The organism is Phenylobacterium sp., assembly GCF_013911965.1.
In the GTDB taxonomy this organism is placed as follows: domain Bacteria; phylum Pseudomonadota; class Alphaproteobacteria; order Caulobacterales; family Caulobacteraceae; genus Phenylobacterium.
On record NZ_JACESE010000014.1, the window covers coordinates 33,573 to 54,596 of the forward strand.

The 21,024-nt window shown below is 70.4% G+C and carries 19 protein-coding genes and 1 riboswitch; of the genes, 5 read left to right on the forward strand and 14 right to left on the reverse strand.

Features of this window, described 5'->3' with window-relative positions; translation table 11 throughout:
- Nucleotides 1–3: 3 nt before the first annotated feature.
- The 4 genes from H2041_RS14320 to H2041_RS14335 form a co-directional block, all read right to left on the reverse strand.
- Nucleotides 4–1,311 (reverse strand): nitrate/nitrite transporter, encoded by a 1,308-nt coding sequence (locus H2041_RS14320; protein ID WP_293413730.1) that lies wholly within the window; start codon nt 1,309–1,311, stop codon nt 4–6.
- A gap of 270 nt (nt 1,312–1,581) precedes the next feature.
- Complete coding sequence (gene moaA, locus H2041_RS14325) at nt 1,582–2,559, reverse strand: GTP 3',8-cyclase MoaA (protein ID WP_293413732.1); 978 nt, start codon at nt 2,557–2,559, stop codon at nt 1,582–1,584.
- Nucleotides 2,550–2,684: riboswitch (molybdenum cofactor riboswitch) on the reverse strand. Its footprint overlaps the gene before it by 10 nt.
- 62 nt (nt 2,685–2,746) lie before the next feature.
- On the reverse strand, nt 2,747–3,922 hold the full coding sequence (locus H2041_RS14330; RefSeq protein ID WP_293413734.1) for an NnrS family protein: 1,176 nt from the start codon (nt 3,920–3,922) through the stop codon (nt 2,747–2,749).
- A 61-nt stretch (nt 3,923–3,983) separates the two neighbouring features.
- A complete protein-coding gene (locus H2041_RS14335; RefSeq protein WP_293413736.1) occupies nt 3,984–6,230 on the reverse strand; it encodes an adenosylcobalamin-dependent ribonucleoside-diphosphate reductase in 2,247 nt (748 codons plus the stop codon).
- A 186-nt stretch (nt 6,231–6,416) separates the two neighbouring features.
- On the opposite strand from H2041_RS14335, the gene H2041_RS14340 reads away from it, so the two are divergent.
- On the forward strand, nt 6,417–6,620 hold the full coding sequence (locus H2041_RS14340) for a hypothetical protein (RefSeq protein ID WP_293413738.1): 204 nt from the start codon (nt 6,417–6,419) through the stop codon (nt 6,618–6,620).
- Here the strand turns inward: H2041_RS14340 and H2041_RS14345 are convergent.
- Genes H2041_RS14345 through H2041_RS14355 form a run of 3 tightly spaced genes read right to left on the reverse strand, consistent with a single transcriptional unit; the run spans nt 6,617 to nt 8,622 of the window.
- Nucleotides 6,617–7,798 carry a molybdopterin molybdotransferase MoeA gene (locus H2041_RS14345; RefSeq protein WP_293413740.1) on the reverse strand — a complete coding sequence of 394 codons (1,182 nt, stop codon included), beginning with the start codon at nt 7,796–7,798 and terminating at the stop codon, nt 6,617–6,619. The two genes, H2041_RS14340 and H2041_RS14345, sit on opposite strands and share 4 nt — an antisense overlap.
- A complete protein-coding gene (gene moaB / locus H2041_RS14350; RefSeq protein WP_293413742.1) occupies nt 7,795–8,334 on the reverse strand; it encodes a molybdenum cofactor biosynthesis protein B in 540 nt (179 codons plus the stop codon). The genes H2041_RS14345 and moaB overlap by 4 nt, the downstream gene beginning before the upstream one ends.
- A 3-nt stretch (nt 8,335–8,337) precedes the next feature.
- A complete protein-coding gene (locus tag H2041_RS14355; RefSeq protein ID WP_293413744.1) occupies nt 8,338–8,622 on the reverse strand; it encodes a MoaD/ThiS family protein in 285 nt (94 codons plus the stop codon).
- 261 nt (nt 8,623–8,883) lie between these two features.
- Between H2041_RS14355 and H2041_RS14360 the strand changes: the two genes are divergently transcribed.
- From H2041_RS14360 to H2041_RS14370, 3 genes are all read left to right on the forward strand, one after another.
- Nucleotides 8,884–9,258: a hypothetical protein gene (locus H2041_RS14360; protein ID WP_293413746.1), complete on the forward strand. Its 375-nt coding sequence runs from the start codon at nt 8,884–8,886 to the stop codon at nt 9,256–9,258.
- A 27-nt stretch (nt 9,259–9,285) separates the two neighbouring features.
- Entirely contained in the window at nt 9,286–9,780 is a 495-nt protein-coding gene (locus H2041_RS14365; protein WP_293413748.1) for an SRPBCC domain-containing protein, read from the forward strand.
- Between the two features lie 98 nt (nt 9,781–9,878).
- Entirely contained in the window at nt 9,879–10,523 is a 645-nt protein-coding gene (locus tag H2041_RS14370) for a DUF542 domain-containing protein (RefSeq protein WP_293413750.1), read from the forward strand.
- A 32-nt stretch (nt 10,524–10,555) separates the two neighbouring features.
- On the opposite strand, the gene H2041_RS14375 is transcribed toward H2041_RS14370, so the two are convergent.
- Nucleotides 10,556–10,723 (reverse strand): hypothetical protein, encoded by a 168-nt coding sequence (locus H2041_RS14375; protein ID WP_293413752.1) that lies wholly within the window; start codon nt 10,721–10,723, stop codon nt 10,556–10,558.
- Between the two features lie 171 nt (nt 10,724–10,894).
- Nucleotides 10,895–11,044, reverse strand: coding sequence for a hypothetical protein (locus tag H2041_RS14380; protein ID WP_293413754.1), 150 nt, complete (start codon nt 11,042–11,044; stop codon nt 10,895–10,897).
- Nucleotides 11,045–11,440: 396 nt separating this feature from the next.
- On the opposite strand from H2041_RS14380, the gene H2041_RS14385 reads away from it, so the two are divergent.
- Nucleotides 11,441–13,363, forward strand: a complete 1,923-nt coding sequence (locus H2041_RS14385) for a methyl-accepting chemotaxis protein (RefSeq protein WP_293413756.1) — start codon at nt 11,441–11,443, stop codon at nt 13,361–13,363.
- A 130-nt stretch (nt 13,364–13,493) separates the two neighbouring features.
- Here H2041_RS14385 and H2041_RS14390 read toward each other — a convergent pair whose 3' ends face one another.
- The 5 genes from H2041_RS14390 to H2041_RS14410 all read right to left on the reverse strand — a co-directional run bounded on the left by H2041_RS14390 (nt 13,494) and on the right by H2041_RS14410 (nt 20,964).
- Nucleotides 13,494–14,126 (reverse strand): TetR/AcrR family transcriptional regulator, encoded by a 633-nt coding sequence (locus H2041_RS14390; protein WP_293413840.1) that lies wholly within the window; start codon nt 14,124–14,126, stop codon nt 13,494–13,496.
- Nucleotides 14,127–14,241: 115 nt separating this feature from the next.
- A complete protein-coding gene (locus tag H2041_RS14395) occupies nt 14,242–15,825 on the reverse strand; it encodes an AMP-binding protein (protein WP_293413758.1) in 1,584 nt (527 codons plus the stop codon).
- Nucleotides 15,816–17,450: a carboxylesterase family protein gene (locus H2041_RS14400; protein ID WP_293413760.1), complete on the reverse strand. Its 1,635-nt coding sequence runs from the start codon at nt 17,448–17,450 to the stop codon at nt 15,816–15,818. The genes H2041_RS14395 and H2041_RS14400 overlap by 10 nt, the downstream gene beginning before the upstream one ends.
- Nucleotides 17,447–18,772, reverse strand: a complete 1,326-nt coding sequence (locus H2041_RS14405) for an MFS transporter (RefSeq protein ID WP_293413762.1) — start codon at nt 18,770–18,772, stop codon at nt 17,447–17,449. Before H2041_RS14405 ends, H2041_RS14400 begins: the two co-directional genes overlap by 4 nt.
- Nucleotides 18,772–20,964 carry a TonB-dependent receptor gene (locus tag H2041_RS14410; RefSeq protein ID WP_293413764.1) on the reverse strand — a complete coding sequence of 731 codons (2,193 nt, stop codon included), beginning with the start codon at nt 20,962–20,964 and terminating at the stop codon, nt 18,772–18,774. Before H2041_RS14410 ends, H2041_RS14405 begins: the two co-directional genes overlap by 1 nt.
- Nucleotides 20,965–21,024: the final 60 nt, after the last annotated feature.

Here is a 21,024-nt window from a genome sequence, read left to right on the forward strand (position 1 = left end):
GAGTCAGCGGCCGGCGCGCGCGGCGCTCTGGCCGGCGGCTGGCGGTGAAGAGGGGTGGGCGACGAGGCCGGCCATCTCGGGCAGACCCGGCAGGTCGCGCAGCTGCGGGGCCGCCTTCTGCTCCATCCGGCGGATGGCGAAGTGCATCCAGGCGAGCGCGCTGGCGACGAGGACGAAGAGCAGCATGAAGCAGCTCGTCCAGATTCCGGTGAGGTCGTTCAGCAGGCCGAAGACGATCGGCAGGATGAAGCCGCCCAGGCCGCCGACCATGCCGACCAGCCCGCCGACGGCGCCCACATGGGCGGGATAGTAGACGGGGATGTGCTTGTAGACCGCGGCCTTGCCGAGGCTCATGGCGAAGCCCAGCACGAAGGTCAGGGCGACGAAGGGCGCAAGCCCGGTGGCGAAGCTGAAGCTGATCGGGCCGCGGACGCCCTCGATCACGTAGTGGGTGGCCGGATAGGACAGCAGGAAGGTGCAGATCACGCTCAGGCCGAAGGTGATGTACATCACCCGCCGGGCGCCGATCTTGTCCGAGAGCCAGCCGCCGAAGATGCGGAAGAGCGATCCGGGGATCGAATAGGCCGCCGCCAGCATGCCGGCCGTCTTGATGTCGAGGCCGTAGACCCCGACCAGATAGCTGGGCAGCCACAGAGCCAGCGCGACGAACGCGCCGAAGACGAAGAAGTAGTAGAGGGCGAAGCGCCAGACCTGCAGCTTGCGCAGCGGCGTCAGCTGAGCGGCGGCGCGGACCGGCTTCTCGCCAGAGGCCCTGCGCGCGACCCGCTCCGGGTCGTCGCGCGTGACGAGGAAGGTCAGGATGGCGATGCCGGCCAGGGCGGCGGCCCAGATCTGGGCGACGGCCTCCCAGCCCATCGCGACCATGACAAAGGGGGCGGCGAACTTGGTCACCGCCGCGCCGACATTGCCGGCCCCGAAGATGCCCAGCGCCGTGCCCTGGCGCTCCTTGGGGAAGAACTTGGCCACATAGGTGACCCCGACGGAGAACGCCCCGCCGGCGACGCCCACGCCCAGCGCCGCCACCAGGAACTGCGGATAGGTGTGGGCGAAGGAGAGGAGATAGGTCGCCGCCGCGGCGGAGAGCATGACGGCCAAGTTCACGATCCGGCCGCCGTACTGCTCGGCCCAGATCCCCAGGATCAGGCGAATGAGGGATCCGGTGAGGATGGGCGTGCCGATCAGGAGGCCGAACTCCGCCCCGGACAGGCCGAGCTCCTGCCGGATCTGCACGCCGATGATCGAGAAGATCGTCCAGACCGCAAAGCAGGCGGTGAAGGCCAAGGTGCTCATCCACAGCGCCGTCTGGGCGCCCGGTTGATTGGCTGTCGGTGCGCTCACCGATCGTCCCCCTCTCAAGACCGAGCCAAATCTCGGTGTCGCAGGGATAGGACGTTCCTTCAGTTGTTCTGATTGACCGTCGTCAATTCAATGCGTGGACAACTGCAATTGGGCCGAATTGTCGCGGATATACTCGAAAGCAAGATAATATCTTCAGGCCGCAGCCGGAAATACTTCTGAGGGTCGCTTGATGTTTTTCAAGCGGCCGCTTGAGGGTTGTTCCTAACCCCCCAGCTGCGCCAGATTGCGGGTGTCGCCGAAGCGGTCCTCGGCCAGGCGGTGACCGCGGGGCTTCAGGGCGAGCGCCGACTCGATGCGCGCTTCCAGGGCGGCCGAATCCCCATTCTGCAGGAGGTCGCGCAGATCCACCCCGTCCTGGCCGAACAGGCACAGGCGAAGCTTGCCCGCAGCGGTGACCCGCAGCCGGTTGCAGCCGTCGCAGAAGCCGGGCGCATAGGGGGCGATGAGGCCGAGCCGTCCCCGGTGGTCGGGGTGGACGTATTCGATGGCCGGGCCGTCGTCGCCGGCCCGGGCCTTCGGCGTCCAGCCCCGGGCGGTCAGCCAGGTGACGAGGCGCTCGCCGGGCACGTGCTGGTCCTGGAAGAAGCCGGCGTTGTCGCCGGTGCGCATGAGCTCGATGAAGCGGACGGCCACGGGTCGCTCCCGGACGTACTCGGCGAAGCGGTCGAACCCCGTCCCCACCGAGTCGCGCTGCAGCACGGCGTTCAGCTTGACGCCCGCCAGGCCGAGGGTCAGGGCGCGGTCCACGCCCTCGAGGACGGCGGCGAGACGGTCATGGCCCGTGATCTTGGCGAACACGGCCGGCTCCAGGCTGTCGACGCTGACATTGAGGTGCGTGAGGCCGGCGTCGGCCCAGGTCGCGATGTTACGGGCCAGGTTCCAGCCGTTGGTGGTCAGGGCGACCTTGTCCACGTTCGACAGGTCGCTCAGCCGTCCAATGATCTCGGCGAGGTCGCGGCGGACCGTCGGCTCTCCGCCCGTCAGCCGGAACTTGCGCACGCCGCGCGCGCTGAACACCCGGCCCAGCCGCTCGATCTCCAGCGGCGTCATGAAGCTGCGTGGTCCCGACTTCTGATAGCCGTTGGGCAGGCAGTAGACGCAGCGGAAGTTACACACCTCGGTCACCGAGACGCGCAGGTAGCGGAAGCGGCGGCCGAAGCCGTCGGCGAAGGTTTCCACGTGGAGCCCCTTTCCAAACACGGGAGGCGAGGCTGTTTCCAGCCCCACCCTTGCCGTTGGCGACGGCGCGGCGCGGCGTCCTTGGCCGAAGCGGTAGGACGGCGCGCTCGGAGCGTTGCGGCGGGCGAATACGCCGCCGAATGGACCGGAGCCTAGGCGGGCCCGGCTCCGGGGCGATTGACAGCCATCAAGCGCGGCGCGCGGCGATCGGACGCGGCCGCGTCAGCATCGGGCTGTGGGTGACGACGAACAGGCCGAAGGCGCCCGACCACGCGGCGACCGAGGCGGCGAGCAGTTCCGGATGATAGCCGGCCGCCGCCGCGGCGAGTCTAAGGACGGCGGCGAGGTTCGCCAGCAGGTAGATGGCCTGGACGCTGCGGTCGGCGCTGAGGTCGCGGCCGGTGTGGCCGCGGCTGGCCCGGGTCATGACGGCCAGCGTCATGACGCCCACCGCCCCGACGGTCAGGGCGTGCACGCCCAGGGTGGTCGGCGCTTCGGGCAGTACGGCGCTGAGGCCCATCAGCATCAGCGACAAGGCGAGCCAGAAATAGCCCAGGTGCAGGATCCAGACGAGCGGCTCGGCGGCTGCGCGCCATCCCCGCCACCGCACCAGGCGGACCAGGTTCGCAAGGCCCGCCAGACCCAGGCCAAGGCCCGTCGCCGCCGCGCTGGGCGCGGCGATCCAGGCGGCGAGGGAAGCGGCGCTCCCGAGCAGGATGAGGTGGTCGAACCGGGACTCCGGCCGGGCGGAGGGCGTTCGGCCCTGCGCCTTCAGCCAGTTGTTGGTGAAGCTCGGCGTGATCCGGCCGCCGATGAGGGCGATCAGCATCGCGACGGCCGCCAGGCCCGTCCGCCAGGCCATGTCGAAGTCCCAGCCGGACGGACGCAGGTGGAAGAGCAGGTTGCCCGCAGCCATGAGCGTGAGCAGCAGGCAGACGGGCAGGTTGCGCCAGTTGCGGCCCGCCGCCACCTCCCGCCAGATGATGGCGGCGAACACCAGCAGGAAGGCGCTGTCCACGACGGCGGCGACCCCCGGCGCGAGCCCCGGCAGGAGCATCGCGATCCGCCCGGCGAGCCAGAGGCCGACCAGTCCGGCCAACGGCGCGCCGATCACCGGCATACGTCCGGTCCAGTTCGGCACCGCGGTGGTCAGGAACCCGGCCACGATGGCGGCGAGCGCGCCGAAGATCATCTCGTGGATGTGCCACTCCCGGGTCAGCAGGCCCTGGCCGCTCACGAAGCTCCACACCCAGAGGGGCGCGCTGATCGCCGCCCAGGCGGCGCCGAGAAGGAAGAAGGGGCGAAAGCCGAAGCTGAAGATCGCCGGGCCGGCATAGGCGCGGCGGCGGGATGCGGTGCTCATCTCCTGAGACTGCGCCGCATCTGCGCGAGCCGCCTTAACAGCTATCAAGCCGCCGCCGCGGCTAGCCGCATTTGGAGTAGCCGCAGTCCACGCAGGTCTCGCAGCCTTCGCGCTTCACCAGTTCGAACCCGCCGCAGCGGGGACATGCGTGCCCGCGCGCAGCTTGGCGGGGCGAGGCCGCGACCGCAGGCGCCGCCGCCGCAACCGATGGCGTCAGCGCGCCCTGGCGCAGGGCGAGGTGCTGCTCGATCACCCCGCCGATCGCGGCCAGCAGGGAGGGCACGTAGCGGCCGTCCATCCAGCCGCCGCCTCGCGGGTCGAACACCGCCTTCAGCTCTTCCACCACGAAGGAGACGTCGCCTCCGCGCCGGAAGACGGCCGAGATCATGCGCGTCAGCCCCAGCGTCCAGGCGTAGTGCTCCATGTTCTTGGAGTTGATGAAGATCTCGAAGGGACGCCGGCCCTCCGGTTCGACGACGTCGTTGATCGTGACATAGACGGCGTGCGCGCTCTCGGGCCAGCGGAGCTTGTAGGTGGCGCCCTCGAGCGCCCGCGGTCGCTCGGGCAGGTCCGGCTCCGCCCGCGGTTCGGGGGCCGCTTCGGACGTCGCCGGCGCCACCGACAGCACCGAGCCCGTCACCGCATTGGGCCGGTAGGTCGTCAGGCCCTTGCAGCCCAGCCGGTACCCTTCGAGATAGACGTCGCCGAAGTCGTCGAAGGCGATGTCCTCCGGACAGTTGACCGTCTTGGAGATCGAGGAGTCGATCTCGGCCTGGGCGGCGGCCTGCATGCGCAGGTGGTCGGCCGGGGTGAGCGTCTGGGCGCTCACGAAGATGTCGGCCGGCGGCGGGGCGTCGCCGTGCGTCCGCTTCCAGACGGCCAGGGCGTAGTCCTCCACGGCTTCCTCGCGCGTCGTTCCGTCGGGCTGGCGCACCTTTCGCGTATAGGCGTAGGCGAACACCGGCTCGATGCCGGAGGAGACGTTCCCGGCCAGGAGCGACGTCGTGCCGGTCGGGGCGATGGAGGTCAGGCAGCCGTTGCGCAGGCCATGACGGGCGATGTGGGTGCGGGTTTCCTCGTCCAGACCGAGCAGATTCGGCCGGTCGAGGATGGCCGCGTCGTAGAGCGGGAAGGGGCCCTTCTCGGCGGCCAGGTCGGCGGAGGCGCGGTAGGCCTCCCGCTTGATGAGGCCGAGCCATTCCTGCGTCAGCGCCACGGCCTGTTCGGAGCCGTAGGGAACGCCGCAGAAGACGAGCGCATCCGCAAGCCCGGTGACCCCCAGCCCGATCCGCCGCTTGGCCTTGGCCTCGGTCTCCTGCGCCTCCAGGGGAAAGCGCGAGATGTCGATGACGTTGTCGAGCATCCGCACGGCGGTATAGGTGAGCTCGCTGAGCTGGCCCGTGTCGAGCCGGGCCCCGGGCGAAAACGGCTCTGCGATGAGACGGGCCAGGTTGATCGATCCGAGCAGGCAGGCGCCGTAGGGCGGCAGCATCTGTTCGCCGCAGGGATTGCTGGCCAGGATGGTCTCGCAATAGGCCAGATTGTTCTGCGCGTTCACCCGGTCGATAAAGATGACGCCGGGCTCGGCGGCGTCATAGGTCGCCTGCATGAGCCGCCGCCAGAGATCCTTGGCCGGCACGGTGCGATAGGTCACCCCTTCGAAGGTCAGCGGCCAGTCTTCGCCGGCGTCCAGGGCCTGCATGAAGGCGTCGGTGACGAGAACCGACAGGTTGAAGTTCCGCAGCCGGCCGGGATCGCGCTTGGCGTCGATGAAGGCCTCGATGTCCGGGTGATCCACGCGCAGACAGCCCATCATGGCGCCTCGGCGCTGGCCGGCCGACATGATGGTGCGGCACATGGCGTCCCACACGTCCATGAAGCTCAGCGGCCCGGAGGCGTCGGCGGCGACGCCCCGGACCGGCGCGCCCGAGGGCCGAACGGACGAGAAGTCCATGCCGACCCCGCCGCCCTGCTGCATGGTGATGGCCGCTTCGCGGACCTGGCCGAAGATGGCCTCGAGGCTGTCGGGAATCTTGCCCATGACGAAGCAGTTGAAGAGCGTCACGGCGCGCCCCGATCCGGCGCCGGCCAGGATCCGGCCGGCCGGGATGAAGCGGTAGTCCTCCATGGCGGTCCGAAAGCGCTCGGCCGTCGCCTTGCGCAGGTCGGGGGCTTCGGCCTGGGCCAGGGCGTTGGCCACGCGTCGCCAGGTGGCCTCGATCGAGTCGTCGGCGTTCGCGCCGGTGGACGGCGCGAAACGGTACTTGCTGGACCAGATTTCCTGGGCGAGGGGATTGTCGAACGCCATGAGACTGCCTCCTGAGTGGGCCCTCGACGCTGGTCGATTCCATGCGGCGTGCGACAGGGCCGACTCGCGGTCGCAGCTTGGCCAAATCCTGCCTCCCGCCGACTGATCCAGATCAAGCCTCGCCCACGTCGCCTTCAAGGCGTCCGGCGCCGGTCGGGCGCACGATGGCCCCTCAAAGAGGAGGTCGTGGTCATGCTTTCCGAGATGCGGATCGTGGAGCGGGAATTCGCCCGCCGGCCGGCGTCCGCCGACGAGGACGCGCCCCCAGCGGTCCGGCGCCGCCGGCGTTCCCCCCGGCGGGGGCTCGCGGCTTGGCTTCTGGAGATGGTCTGGATGATCGACACCCCCTATGCGGCGGCGCGCCTGCGCCCCACGGCCGGGGGCGCTTAGAGCGGAAGGACGCGGAGCCGGTCGCCGGAGGCCGCCGCCGGCGCGCCCGCGGCGCGGCGGACCAGCAGGTTCCATTCGGCCATCACCGCCTGGGCGCTGGAGTCCTGGCTGCCGCAGGCCGCGGCGCCGAGGTCTGTGGCGCGCGCGCGAACAAACAGCTCTCGCTCGCCTGCAGGCGGGAAGGCTCCGGCCGCCGGCGCGTCGCGCCAGGCCCAGGCCGCAGCGGCGGGCCGCCCCGTCAGCATGGCCAGGATCGGCGCGAGGAAGAGGCGCGCCGTCACCATGGCGGCGGTCGGATTGCCGGGCAGCCCGACGACCAGGGTTCCGGCCGCGCGGCCGACCCAGACGGGCTTTCCGGGCTTCATCGCCACCTTGTCCACGATGAGCTCGAGGCGATCGAAGGCGGCGCGCGCGAAGTCCCGCTCGCCCACCGATGCGCCGCCGGTCATGACGATGAGGTCGGCCCCGTCCTGGGCCTCGGCGACGGCGCGCTTCAACGTGTCGAGATCGTCCTGGGCATGGCGACGCCGAACCTCGCCCGCACCCCAGCGGCGCGCCAGGCTGGCGACGCCGAAGGAGACGCTGTCGGGCACGCGGCCAAGGCGTTCGAGCGCCTGGCCCGGAGGGACGAGTTCGTCTCCCGATGCGATGATCGCCACGCGCGGCTGGCGCACGACGGCGAGCGTGGGGCGGTCGGCGGCCGCGGCCAGCAGCAAGGCGCCCGGATCGAGGGTTCGCCCGCGGGGCAGGAGGCGCTGCCCGGTCCGGAAATCCGATCCCCTCGCGCGGACGTGCCGCCCCGAAAGCCGGGACGCCTCGACCATGATGCGATCGGCGGCGCGCTCGACCGCTTCCTGAGGCACGACCCGGTCCAGGCCGGCCGGCAGCGGCGCGCCGGTGAAGATGCGGGCGCAGGCGTCCGGCGGCAGGGACGGGCTTGCGCCGTCGCCGGCGAACACCGTCGCCTCCACGCGCCACGCCCGTCGTCCGGCCGCCAGCTCAGCCTCGGCGACGGCGTAGCCGTCCATGGCCGAGACGGGATGCTCGGGGCTGTCGCGGCGGGCGACGACATCCTCGGCCAGGACGCGGCCGTCGGCCTCGTCCAGGTCGACCGCCTCCGATGGCAGCGGACCGGCGAGGTCTTCGAGCCGCCGACAGGCCTCGTCGAAACCGATCATGCGCAGACGCCGCGATAGCGAGGCACCTGGCCGACCAGCGAGCAGGGCCGGAAGCGGCTGTCGAGCTCCTTGGAAAGCACCAGATCCCAGGCGTCGCGGCAGGCGCCGGTGGAGCCGGGAACGCAGAATATGAAGGTCTCCCCGATCTGTCCGGCCAGCGCCCGTGACTGCAGGGTCGAAACGCCCACCGTGCCGTAGCTCGCCTGATGGAAGACGACGGCGAAGCCATCCATCTCCCGGCGCAGCAGCGGCCGGACCGCCTCAGGCGTGACGTCGCGCGGGGAGAAGCCCGTCCCGCCCGTCGTCAGGATGACGTCGGCCAGGGGATCGTCGACCCAGGCGCGCACCTGGGCTTGGATGTCGGCCACCTCGTCGCGCACGATCGCGCGGCCGACCAGCTCGTGACCGGCCTGGGTGAGCCGGTCGATCAGGAGGGCGCCGGAGGAATCCGTGCTCTCGTCGCGCGTGTCGGAGACCGTCAGCACGGCGATGCGCAACGGGTGGAAGGGCAGGCTTACGTCGAGGCCGGCTTTCATGGCTCAACCTCCGGAGAAGGCGGAGAAGAAGGCGACTTCGGCGCCGGCCTGCACGTGAACGTCTCCGGCGGTGAGAACCTTGTCCACCGCCATCCGTACGCCGGGCGCGGTGAGCGCCGCCTCCGCCTGCGGCAGCTGCGCCGAGAGAAGGCGTCTCAGTTCGGAGGCGGAGACGCCGCCGGGCGGCAGATGGAGCCGGTGGCTCCGTCCGAGTTGGTCCCCGACGGCGCCGAAGAACAGGACGGTGGTGTTCGCCGCCTGCGGCGCGGCGTTGAGTGTCTGAAGCATAGGCGTCCCCGCGGTTCGAGGAGCCCTGACTAGGGCGCGGCCGCCCCCGTCGTACTTGCGATGCGTCAAGCCAGGCGCCTCCGGTTGCATTTGTCGCAGCTCCGCCAGGGAGCCACGTGACGGGCTTAGCCTGCGACAGGGGGAATCCGATCGGCGGATGTCATTTGGCCGCCCGACGATGATCAAGCCGGCGTTTGACCGCCGCCATGGCGGACGAGGGGGCGGCGGATCAGGCTTGGCGCATGAACGGGGAGGACCCTCATGCGTCTCAATCTGCGTATCGACTCTCTCGCCGGCGCGTCCGTCGCGCTTTCCATCGTCTTGGCGGGCGCATCCCTGGCCCTGAACGGCGCCCACGCTCAGACCGTGGCCGACGTCGCGGTGGAGGGGCGAGAGGCCACCACCACCACCGTCGCCTACCTCGGCCGCGCGCCCGAGGCGGTCCGAAGGGACGTCCGCGAAGCTGCGGGCCAGGTTTGCGGCGCGGCCCTGCGCAACAGCGAGCTCGAGCCCCTGGACCTGCGATGGTGCCGTGACACCGCGGCGGCGCGCACCCTTCGCACCTATGCCAGCCTGCGCGCCCAGGGGCTCGCGGCCGCCGCCCCGCTCGAGGTTCGCGTCCTCGCGGCGCGCTAGCCTCGCCCCTCGAGCCCCGGAGGAACCATGCCTCTTACGACCTGCGCGCGGGCGCTGCGGCGCACCGACAGCCATGTGGAAGGCGTGTTGAGCCGCGACCTCGGCCACCCGCCGGACCTCATCTGGCGCCACCTCACCGAGCCGCATCTTCTGCCGCTCTGGCTGGCGGAGGGGCAGGTGGAGCCGCAGCGGGGCGGGGCGGCGCGGCTCGACTTCGGACAGAGCGGCGCGGTGATCGACAGCCTCGTGACGGAGGCCATACCAGGCCAGGCGCTCGACTATTCCTGGAGCGCGCCTGGCGAGCCGCTGCGTCCGCTACGCTGGCGGCTGCGGGAGATCGGCCGTGGCGAGACGCGACTGCTCCTCTCGGTCAGCGTGCCCCTCGCGGAGGACGCCGCGCGCGCCCTCGCAGGCTGGGACGCCCATCTGGAAATGCTGGCCACGACCCTCGAAGGCGTGCCGATGAAATTTCCCTTCGAGCACTTCCAGAGCGTCCGCGCGGCCCTGGCCTCGCAACTCTGAGGCGAAGCGTCTCCGGCTGACGAAGATCAAGGCCGCAAGCGGCGGGCGCCAAGGCAGGTCGGACGCGGCGGGCCTACAGGAGTCCATCGGAGGTTCTCATGATTTCCCCAGACACCTGTGTTCGTGACATCGCCATCAGCCGCCCCGGCGCCACGGCCGTCTTCCGGCGGCACAAGATCGACTTCTGCTGCAATGGCGCGGCTTCGCTGTCGCAGGCCGCGGCGCGGCGCGGTCTCCCGGTCGTGCAGCTGCAGTCCGAGCTGGAGGCCCTTGGTCCTGATGAGGCGGGCCCGCCGAGCGATCCCAGCGCCCTGATCCCCCACATCCTGACGCGCTATCACGAGGTTCATCGCGCAGAATTCCCCGAAGCGATCCGATTGGCGCGCCGCGTGGAGGCGGTCCACCGGGCCAAGGACGACTGTCCGCATGGCCTGGCCGATCACCTGGCGTTGATGTTCGACGATCTGGAAGGCCACCAGCAGAAGGAGGAAGCCGTGCTCTTCCCGATGATGCTGCGCGGCGGCGGGCCGATGATCGCCTTTCCCATCGAGCGGATGGTGGCGGAGCACCTGGACGTGGGCGAGCAACTGGAGGAACTGGCGCGCCTGACCACCGACTTCGCGCCGCCGCCGGGCGCCTGCACGACCTGGCGAGCCCTCTACGAGATGTGCCGCAAGCTCGACGCCGACCTGCGTGAGCACATCCATCTGGAAAACAACGTGCTCTTTCCGCAGTTCGCCTGAAGCGGGCGACGCGCCGGCCGGACCTGCCGCGGCTATGTGTGTCGCCGGTCTTCCCCGGCGGCGGCGGCTGCGACGTTCCGCCGGCGCGCCTCAGCCAGCAGGCCTTCCACCGTGGCGCGGGTCTGCGGGTCAAGATCGGCTCGCGCCAGAAGGCGCTGGAAGTGCTCGATGTTCAATTGCCGGATGCGGTCTTCGTCCATGTGGGCTCCGAAGCCGGGAAATCGCGCTTAGGTTGTCATGAAGACCCATGTTCGTCGAGCGGGCCGGCGCCCGTTTCGGTGATCCTCGTCCAGCGGCCTAGCGTCGCACCGAAGCTCGCCCCGGCGACCTCGTCCCGGGTCCCGCGCGGAGCACCCGCCGCCGGCGGCCTCCTACTTGTGCCGCAGAATGAGCCGCGCGGCGGCGAGACGCCGTCTGTCCAGCGGTGAGCGCCGAGCTTGATCCGCAAGGTTGGCGGCCAGGCGCTTCACCTCGCAGCGCCGGAGCGGCCCGACGATCGCCTTGGCCTCTTGCAGGTTCACGGGCGGCCTCCTTTTGCCGGCGGCCCATCTTCGCCCGGGCGCGGCCGAGGGGCCTGGGCGGAGGTCAAGCTGGCCCTTGATCATCGGCAATCGGATCGTCCTGCCGGTGCGCGAGACTGTGTCGAGGCGCGCAGGGTGGTCCACCCGGGGAAGGAGGATGGGCGGCGCGCCTGACTGCCAGCCTCCCACTTGGCCCCTCAGCCTGGCTGCGGGGCCATTTTTCTTCATTCGGGCGTTCGTCGTGGCCTGGATGTCGCTAGCGGCAGCCCCCACAGGAGGCTCCAAGCGCCTTTTTTCTCACCGCTCAAGAATAGGGTCGCGGCGAGGCGGAAAATTAAGCGTGAATTAATCGCCGGAGATCACAGGTCTGCCCCGTCTCGGCAAAGGAATTCCTGCATGCGCTTCTTCGAGGGTCTGGCGGTTTCAAAGAAACTCCTGGTTGCATTCAGCGTCGTGCTTGCAATTTCTTTGGGCGCCTCGGTGATCTCCTTCCAGCGTTCGCAGGCGGTTGAGGAGGCGACCCGCTGGAACACGCACACCTACAAGGTGCTGGCGGAGGCTGAAGCCGTCGGCTCCGCCATGGTCGATCAGGAGACGGGGGTGAGAGGATACCTCGTGTCCGGCGATGAGAGCTTCCTTGAGCCCTATCATGCGGGGCTGAAGCGCTACGCGGCCGCAGTCGAGACGCTGGAGACCCTCACCGCAGACAACCCGCAGCAGCAGGAGCGGATCGCAGCCCTCAAAGGCTTCGCCGAGGAATGGCGCGTCGGCGTCGCCGAGGTCGAAATCCAGCAGATGAAGGATCCCTCGACCATCGAAGCGGCCCGCGCCCTCGAAGCTTCGGCGGCGGGCAAGAAGGCGATGGACGGCATCCGAGCCCTTCTGGACGAGATCCGCTCGACGGAGACCGCGTTGCTGGACGAGCGGTCCGCCCGCCGGGACCAGGACGCGGCCAATGCGCGCCTCTCGCTCCTCATCGGCGGGGTGCTGGCCGCCCTCGCTTCGGCGGTCATGTGGCTCCTGCTCTCGCGCACCATTGGAGCGCCGGTCTCCCGCCTGACGGAGGTGATGCGGCGGCTGGCTCAGGGGGACAACACGGTGGCTGTTCCCGCAGCCGACCGGTCCGACGAGATCGGCCAAATGGCCGCGGCGGTTCAGACGTTCAAGGACGCCGCCATCGAGAAGCTCCGGCTGGAGGGCCTTACCGCCGAGCAGGCCAAGGCGGCCGAGGAGGAGCGCCGGCGCGCCGAGGTGGCCAAGGCCGCCCTGGCGCAGCAGCAGGCTCTGGTGGTCGAATCGCTGGCGAGCGGACTGGGCAAGCTGGCGGCCGGCGACCTCACCTTCCGCCTGACCGAGGCCTTCGCGCCGGACTACGAGCAGCTCCGGTCCGACTTCAACGCCGCCATGGAGTCGCTCCAGGAGACGATGACCGTGATCGGCGGCGCGACCCAGGGCATTCACTCGGGATCGGGCGAAATCACACAGGCTTCGGACGACCTCTCCAAGCGAACCGAGCAGCAGGCCGCCAGCCTGGAGGAGACCGCCGCCGCCCTCGACCAGATCACCGTCACCGTGCGCAAGACGGCCGAAGGCGCGAATGCTGCGCGGGACGTGGTGTCTGCGGCGAAGCGGGACGCCGAGCACTCGGGCAGCGTCGTGAGGGACGCGATCGCCGCCATGGCCGAGATCGAAAAGTCATCGTCCGAGATCGGCAATATCATCGGGGTGATCGACGAGATCGCCTTCCAGACCAATCTGCTCGCCCTGAACGCCGGGGTGGAAGCCGCCCGGGCCGGCGACGCCGGCAAGGGCTTCGCTGTCGTGGCGTCCGAAGTCCGGGCGCTGGCCCAGCGTTCGGCGGAGGCGGCCAAGCAGATCAAGACCCTGATCTCCAACTCGAGCAATCAGGTCTCGCAGGGCGTTTCCCTCGTCGGACAGACGGGCGAAGCGCTCAACCGGATCGTGGCGCAAGTGGCCGAGATCAACGGCGTGGTCTCCGCGATCGCCTCCTCCGCCCAGGAGCAGGCCACGGGGCTTCATCAGGTGAACACGGCCGTCAATCAGATGGACCAGGTCACCCAGCAGAACGCTGCGATGGTCGAGGAATCCACCGCGGCCAGCCACAGTCTCGCTCAGGAAGCCCGCGAGCTGCAGCGTCTGATGGCCCGCTTCAAGACCGGACAGACCTCAGCTCAGCCGCCAGCGTCTTCCCGCCGCGCCCAGCCGGCGTTGAAGACCATCGCGCGTCATGCCGGCGGCGGCGGCGCGCTGCGGCGTGAGGAGATGGACGCCGAGTCCGAAGGTTGGGCGGAATTCTAGAACGCGGTCCTCTCGCCGCCGATGACAGGCGGCGAGGCGCCGTGCGCGCTCTTGGGCGCGAACTCTCCAGGGACGAGGCGCTCACCGTCGTTCGCGTCGAACCGGGCCCCCTTGCGGCGCCGGCCGGAGCCTAGGCGCCGGCCCCGCCCTTGGGCTTGCAGATCGTCATGAAGCCGCCGGCCATGAAGGCGGCCATCCGTTCCTTCACCGCGACGAAGTCCTCGGAACTGCACACCCCGTTCGACAGCTTGTCGATGCGTCCGGTGCGCGCGAGCGTCAGCATCAGGGCGCCGGTGACGAAGTGGTAGCCCCAGAAGATGTCGGCCTCCGCGCAGTCGGGCAGGGCCTTCTTTAACAGGTCGATCAGGCGCAGCACCACGGGGTCGAAGTGCTGGTCCATCAGCTCGGCGCCCCATTCGGGCGTATTGGCCACCTGGGCGCTCAGAGCGCCGTAGTTCTTCCAAGGCTCGCCCCCCTGGGTGTAGAGGTCAAGGTCGGTGTCGAGGAAGGCGCGCAGGGCGCCCTCGACCGTGGGCTTGCCGCCTGTCTCGGCGTCGTAGCGGTCCAGGGCCGCCATCCGCAGATCGCGCGTCACGACCGCACGGCGGGCGAAGACCGCGTCGAACAGCTGCTTCTTGTCGTTGAAATAGTAGTTCAGGAGCGTGTGGTGGACGCCGACCTCCTTGGCCACGTCCTTCAGCGTCACCCCGTGCAGGCCGTGGCGCGAGAACAGGCGCTCGGCCGCGTCGAGGATCTGCTCCATCTTGTCGGCGCGCTGCTGCTCCTTGGTCGGGCGTGCGGTCTTGCGCGGGGGCGTGGCGGCCTTCTGGCGGGAGGGCGGCGCTGCGGCGGCTGTCAATGCGATCTCGGGATGGGGCTTACTCGCGGCCATACTCAGCTCTCAGACGGGACTTGTCGATCTTACCAGTCGCGGCCAGGGGCATCGCCTCCAGCCGGATCACGGCGTCGGGAATCCACCACGGCGCCACCCGGCTGCGCAAAGGCGAAAGGAGCGCCTCGTCGCTGATCTCGCCGTCCCGTGTCTGCACCACCAGCACCGGCCGCTCGCCCCACTTCGGATGGGGCCGCCCGATGACCGCGGCCAGAGACACCTGCGGCAGCTCGGCGACCACGGCCTCGATCTCGGCGGGGTTGATCCATTCGCCCCCCGACTTGATCAGATCCTTGGCCCGTCCGGTGATCGTCAACTCCCCGGACTCGTCGATGCGCGCCAGGTCGCCGGTGGGGAACCAGCCGTCGGCGTCCGTGGCCGGCTGGGCCTCGCCGAAATAGCGGCGCAGGACGGCGGCCCCCTTGACCCTCAGGTGCCCCTCGACGCCCCGCTGCTCCGGCAGGGGACGGCCCTGGTCGTCCGTCAGCAGCAGGTCCACCCCGACGGCCGGGCGACCCGAACGGGCGGCCGCGCGTTCCGGGTCGTTGGGCCGGGCGAAGGTGCCCGATGGCGACAGCTCGGTCATGCCCCAGCTCGTCTGGACGGTGACGCCGAGGCGCTCTTCGAGCCGCGCCATCAGCGCCGGAGCGAGCGGCGCGCCGCCCACCACCAGCCGTTCGAGCGAGGGGGTTTCGGCGCCCGTCGCCTCCAGATGTTCGAGAAGGCCCAGCCAGACCGTCGCCACCCCGACGCCGACGGTGACGCGCTCCTCGTCGATCAGCCGGGCCAGGGCGGCGCCGTCCAGACGCCGGCCGGGCAGCACCAGGGCCGCGCCGGCCGCCGGGGCGGCGAAGGGCAGGCCCCAGGCGTTGGCGTGGAACATCGGCACCGCCACCAGCAGGCGGTCCCGCACGGTCAGGCCCAGCACGTCGGCCTGCAGCAGGCGCAGGGTGTGCAGGTAGCTGGAGCGGTGGGTGTAGGTGACGCCCTTCGGCGCCCCGGTCGTCCCGGAGGTGAAGCAAAGGCCGCACGGGGCGGTCTCGTCGAACCGGCCCCATTCGACCCTTGGCTCGGCGGCGTCGATCAGGGGCTGAAGATCAGGGCGCGCCGCCTCGGCCTCGTCCGCCGGCTCCGGATCGATCACCAGGACGCGCGGCCCGGCCGGCGCGGCGCGGGCGATCTGGTCGGCGAGGCTGGCGAGGTCGCCGCTGGCGATGAGGAGCCGCGCCTCCGAACGTCCGATCATGGCCGCAAGCTGATCGGCCGTCAGACGGGGATTGAGCGTGTGGCAGACCGCCCCCATGGCCATGATCCCATACCAGACCTCGAGGTGCGCCTGGCTGTTCCAGGCCAGGGTCGCAACCCGGTCGCCCGCCCGCACTCCCAGGTCGGCGAGCGCCTGGGAGACGCGGCGGGCGCGTTCGCGAAGCCCGGCATAGCCGATGCGGTCGCTGCGCCCGTCCGGCCGGGCGGTGACGACCTCGGCGTTCGGCGTCCACCGGGCGGCGTGGTCGAGGAACTTGTCGAGGGTCAGGGCGTAGGCCTGCATCTCCCCGTCGGCTACGGGCATGGCGACCCTCCGGCCGGGAGCGCCGGCGCGACCACGCCGACATTCCAGTTCCAGGGGGTCTGCCCCTCCTGACGCCGGCGGCAAACCACCTCTTCGTGCAGCTCGAACATGCCCGGCATCAGGTTCTCGCCCGGCTTGGGCGCGTCGGCGAAGCGCATGAAGGCCTCAGTCTCTCCATAGGGGCGCCAGGCGGGCGCGCCGGCGGCGGCGGGCGCGCCGTCGCGGGCGAAGCTCGCCCAGTAGCGCGTCATGGCCGCCGACAGCGCCGCCTCGGCCGGCGTGTCCGGCGGCTTCGGCCACTTCGTCGGCGTGCGGTCATGGGTTCCGAACACGTAGGGGATCTCCGCGGCGTGGAAGGCGTGGAGGTCCAGGGCCTGCGCCGCCGGATAGCCGTGGTCGAAGAGGTAGAGCCAGGCGCCCTGGCCGAGCGCTGTCTGGCGGCGGGCCAGGCGTTCGGCCGTCCAGCCATAGAGGGCGTCGCGCGGCGCGGCCAGGACGCTCTCGCCCGGATCGGCGGCCGGGTAGAGCGCCAGGAAGTCTTCGGCCAGGTCGCCGTATCGCGCCCGGATCAGCGCCTCGTAGGCCGAGGGGGTGTCGGGCGGGGGCGGCGCCAGGAAGCGGAGGGACCGGATCTCCCCCTGGTTGAAGCCGGCGAGGATGGGGACGGGCGCCTGCTCTCCGCGGTCGAAGGTCTCCACCAGTTGGCGGGGCAGGACCTTGCCGTCGATCGCGCCCCAGGGCTGGAAGCCGGCGAGGGCGGCCTCGAGGATCAGCTTGTCGGCGTCCATGGCCCGCAGGCGCGCCAGGCTGCGGGCTTCGAGCCGACGGCCAAGCTCGAGGCCGGCGGCCTCGGCCGCCAGCGCGCCGTGGCGGGCGGCCTTCAGCTCCGGCGTCGAGATCATGTAGGCGCTCTGGGCGACCGCCTTGTGGAAGAGGCCCCGCGCCGCCGGCGACGCCATCAGGTACATGACGCTGAGCGCGCCGGCTGATTCCCCCGCGGTGGTGACGTTGCCGGGATCGCCCCCGAAGGCGGCGATATTGTCCCGCACCCATTCCAGGGCCGCGATCTGGTCCAGCAGGCCGTAGTTGCCGGAGACGCCGTCGGGCGATTCGGCGCTGAGTTCCGGATGGGCGAGATAGCCGAGCACGCCCAGACGGTAGTTGAGCGTGACCACGACGAGACCCTCGGCGGCGAGGTTCGTCCCGTCGTACATGGCCTCGCTGCCGGCGCCGGTCACCAGCGAGCCGCCGTGGATCCACACGAAGACGGGCGCCTTCCGGGCGTCGGCCGGGGCCCAGATGTTGAGGAACAGGCAGTCCTCGCTGAGCGCGGCGTGGCGGGCGGCGTAGATGCTGCCGGGCCGCGACGGCGGCTGGGGACAGGCCGCGCCGAAGCGCGTGGCGTCGCGCACCTTCGTCCAGGCCGCCGGCGGGGCGGGCGGACGCCAGCGGGCCTGGCCGACCGGCGCGGCCGCGTAGGGCAGGCCCTTGAAGACGCGGACGCCGTCGGTGGTCTCGCCGGCCACGGGGCCGGAGGCGGTTTCGACGACGGGGCGCTCGGCCAGGGCCGCGGCCGGCAGGGCGAGGGCCGAGGCGGCCAGGAAGGCGACCAGACTCTGTCTCATGCGGCCGTCTCCTGGCTCTCGCGGCGAATGGCGCGCGCCAGCCACAGGAAGGCCCCCACCGCCAGGGCGTAGAACGGGACCAGGCTGTAGAAGGCCAGCTGCAGCGAATTGTCCGGATGGCTCGGCCGCAGCCAGTCGCTGACGAAGCCCAGATAGGTGGGGCCAAGGCCCAGCCCGATCAGGTTCATGACCAGCAGCAGGAGAGCGCCGGCCAGGGTCCGCTGGTCGGGACGGACCTCCTCCTGCACCAGGGTGACGGCAGGCGAGAGGTAGAAGTAGTTCAGGCCCGTGGGCAGGGCGAGGAAGACCAGCGCCAGGGGCCAGGTCGGCGCCCAGACGAAGCCCACGAACAGCGGCGCGGCCAGGGCCAGGCCGGCGGCCGGGATGTAGGCGTAGGCCGCCTTCCACCGCGGCGCGAACCGGTCGATCAGCCGCCCGGAGGCGAACATGCCGGCGCTGACGCCGATTCCGATCAGCAGGGCGTACCAGACGGCCACCTGCTGCAGGGTCATGCCCTTTTCCCGCATCAGGAACAGGGTCGTGAAGTTCAGCACGGCATAGGTGATGAACTGGGTGGCCGCGCAGGCCAGGGCCGTCCGCAACAGGACCGGATGGGTGAAAAAGGTGCGGCAGGTGGACAAGAAGCCGGCCGGGGGAGGGGCCGCCGTGGTGGCGTCGACCACCTTGTCCGGCGGCGGCGTGTCCAGGGCGCCGCGCCGCGGTTCGCGTACGAAGAACCAGACGCCAAGCGCGGTGACCACCCCGACGGCGCCCACCCAGAGGAAGGCGAGCCGCCAGGAATAGGCTGCGGCGATCGAGGCCCCGAAGGCGATGCCGATGGCCTGGCCGATGGGCGGGCCCAGGTTGAACAGGCTGAGCGCCGTTCCTCGGGCGCCCGAGGGGAAGTAGTCGGAGATGATGGCGTAGGAGGGCGGCACGCCGCCGGCCTCGCCGACGCCCACCGCCATCCGCGCCGCCGCCAGCTGGGGATAGCTGCCGGCCAGGCCGCAGGCGGCGGTGGCCGCGCTCCACAGGCCGCAGGCGATCGACAGCACCTTCACCCGGTTCGTGCGATCGGCCAGCCACCCCACCGGGATGGCCAGCACGCAATAGAAGAGGGCGAAGTAGAGGCCGCTGATCAGGCCGAGCTGCCCGTCGGTGACGCCCAGCTCGTCCTGGATCGGCTTGGCCAGGATCGACAGGAGCTGCCGGTCCAGGAAGTTGAGCACATAGATGAAGCACAGGGTCGCCAGCACCGCCCAGGCCGCAGGGCCTGGGCGGGCGGTGACGGCCGCGGCGGGGGAAGTCGCCTCGCCCGACATCAGTAGACGTACCGGACACGGACGCCGACGGTGCGCGGGCGCACGCGGGCGTAGCGGCTGGCCAGGAAGGCCTCGGGGTGGACGTAGGTCACCGACCGGTCGTCGAACAGGTTCTCCACATAGGCCCCGACGGTGAAGTGCTCGAAGGCGGCCGCCACATTGGCGTTGACCGTCGTGTAGGCGTCGGTGTGGTCGTAGGTGGGCATCGGGACCGCGGGGCGGCCCGGCGTGTTGGGGAAGGTGTTGGGGAACGAGCCCACCCGCTGGATCGACAGCGAGGCGTTGCCCTCCGCCGTCTGGCCGACGGGAAAGCGATAGCTGGTCACCAGCGACCCCTGGAACTGGGGCCCGGAGAGGCGCACGCCCTCTTCGGCCCCCGAAATGGCCGCCTCCTGGGGCGACAGGTCGTCGACCTCGGAATCGTTGACCGAGCCGTTGAGCGCCACCGTCCAGTTCGGATGCGGGGCGGCGAGGAGTTCGAACTCCAGGCCCTGGCTGATGGCGCCCCCGATATTGGTGGCGAACTGGACGGAGTCGGACACCCGGTTGGCCTGGACCTGGATGTCGTTCCAGTCGATCCGGTAGAGGGCCAGATTGGCGCTCAGCCGGCCGTCCAGCCAGCGGCCTTTCAGCCCGACCTCGTAGTTGATCAGATTGTCGGACTCCGCGCCGGCCGGGATCACCAGGTCGGTCGGGTCGAGCAGGCTGACGCGCCCGGCGAAGGCGTTCACCACGGGCGCCCGGAAGCCGGTGGCCACCGCGCCGTAGACGGTCATGTTCGGCTGCGGACGCCAGGAGACGCTGAAGCGGTAGGACGGACCGGTCTCCTCCGCCTTGACCCCTTCGGCCTCGACGATCGGCGTCACCGTCAGCGGCCCGGAGCCGCCCGCCAGGGCGACGGCGAGATAGTTGCTGTTGTAGCCGCCTTCGGTGAAGGCCTGGGCGTCGATGGAGCCGTAGCGCAGGCCGGCGGTGACCCAGAAGTCGTCGGTGAAGCGGTAGGTCAGCTCGCCGAAGGCGGCGGCTTCGTGGGCGATGGTGTGGTTGTAAAGCCGCTGGTAGTACTCGTCCGGCAGGCCGGTGATGCCCCGCGCGGCCAGGAAGTCGGCCCGCGACCGATAGCCGAAGTCCACGTCGCGCCGACGCTCGAAATAGAAGCCGCCCACCGACCAGTCGAACCGCCCGCCGGGGTCGGAGACCAGCCGCGTCTCCTGCACGAAGGTGTCGTCATAGGCGTCGGCGTCGAGCGCGAAGGCGATGGCCTGGGCGAAGGTGCCCGCCAGGTCGACATAGAAGGTCTGGTTGAACTCCGACCAGGTGGACGAGCTGGTCAGGCGGGCGCCGTCGAACTGGTACTCGACCGTGACGTTCTGGTTGGTCATCTCGCCGGTGAACAGGTCCGGGCGGTCGGAGATGCGCTTGTCGATCCCGAGCGAGGGGCTGGTGAGCGAGGAGTCCTTGGGGTCGCTGTCCTCGTGGGAGGCGGTCAGGCGCACCGAGAGCCGGTCGGTGGGCTCCCACAGCAGGCTGGCGCGAGCGCCCCAGGCGTCCAGGGCGTTTGAGCCTTCGATCCCGGTGCCGACATTGTCGATGTAGCCTTCCTCGTCGCGCAGGAAGCCGACGATGCGCAGGGCCAGCTTGTCCTCCTGCAGGGGGATGTTGACCATGGCGTTGTAGCGCTGGCGCAGGGCGTCGCCGTCGGTCATGCCGAGGTCGACCAGGGCCTCGGCTTCGAAGGCGGCGGGATTGGGCTTCTTGGTCAGGATGCGCAGGGCGCCCGCCAGGGAGCCCGAGCCGAAGAGGGTGCCCTGGGGCCCGCGCAGGAACTCGATCCGCTCCACGTCGAACAGGGTGGGATCGAGGATGGTCGAGTTGCCGTTCGCCGAGATCGGCAGCTCGTCGATATAGATCGCCACCGTGCTCTGCAGGTTGGCGTTGTAGCCGTTGGTGGAAATGCCGCGGGCGGTGAAGTTGTTGAAGTTGGCGCTGGCCCGGTTCAGCACCACGCCCGGCGTCTCGTAGGCGAGGCCCTCATAGCCCACGACGCCCTTGCGGGTGAGTTCCTCCTGCGACAGCGTCGTGATGCTGAGCGGAACGTCCTGAAGCCGCTCTTCGCGTCGGGTGGCGGTGACGATCACCTCCTCCACGACCGAGACCTCGCCTCTGGCGCTGGCCTGTGGCGCCTGCGCCATGGCCGTCGTCGAAGCCCCGGCGCACGCGACCGCGCACGCTGAGGCGAGAAGATACGCCCT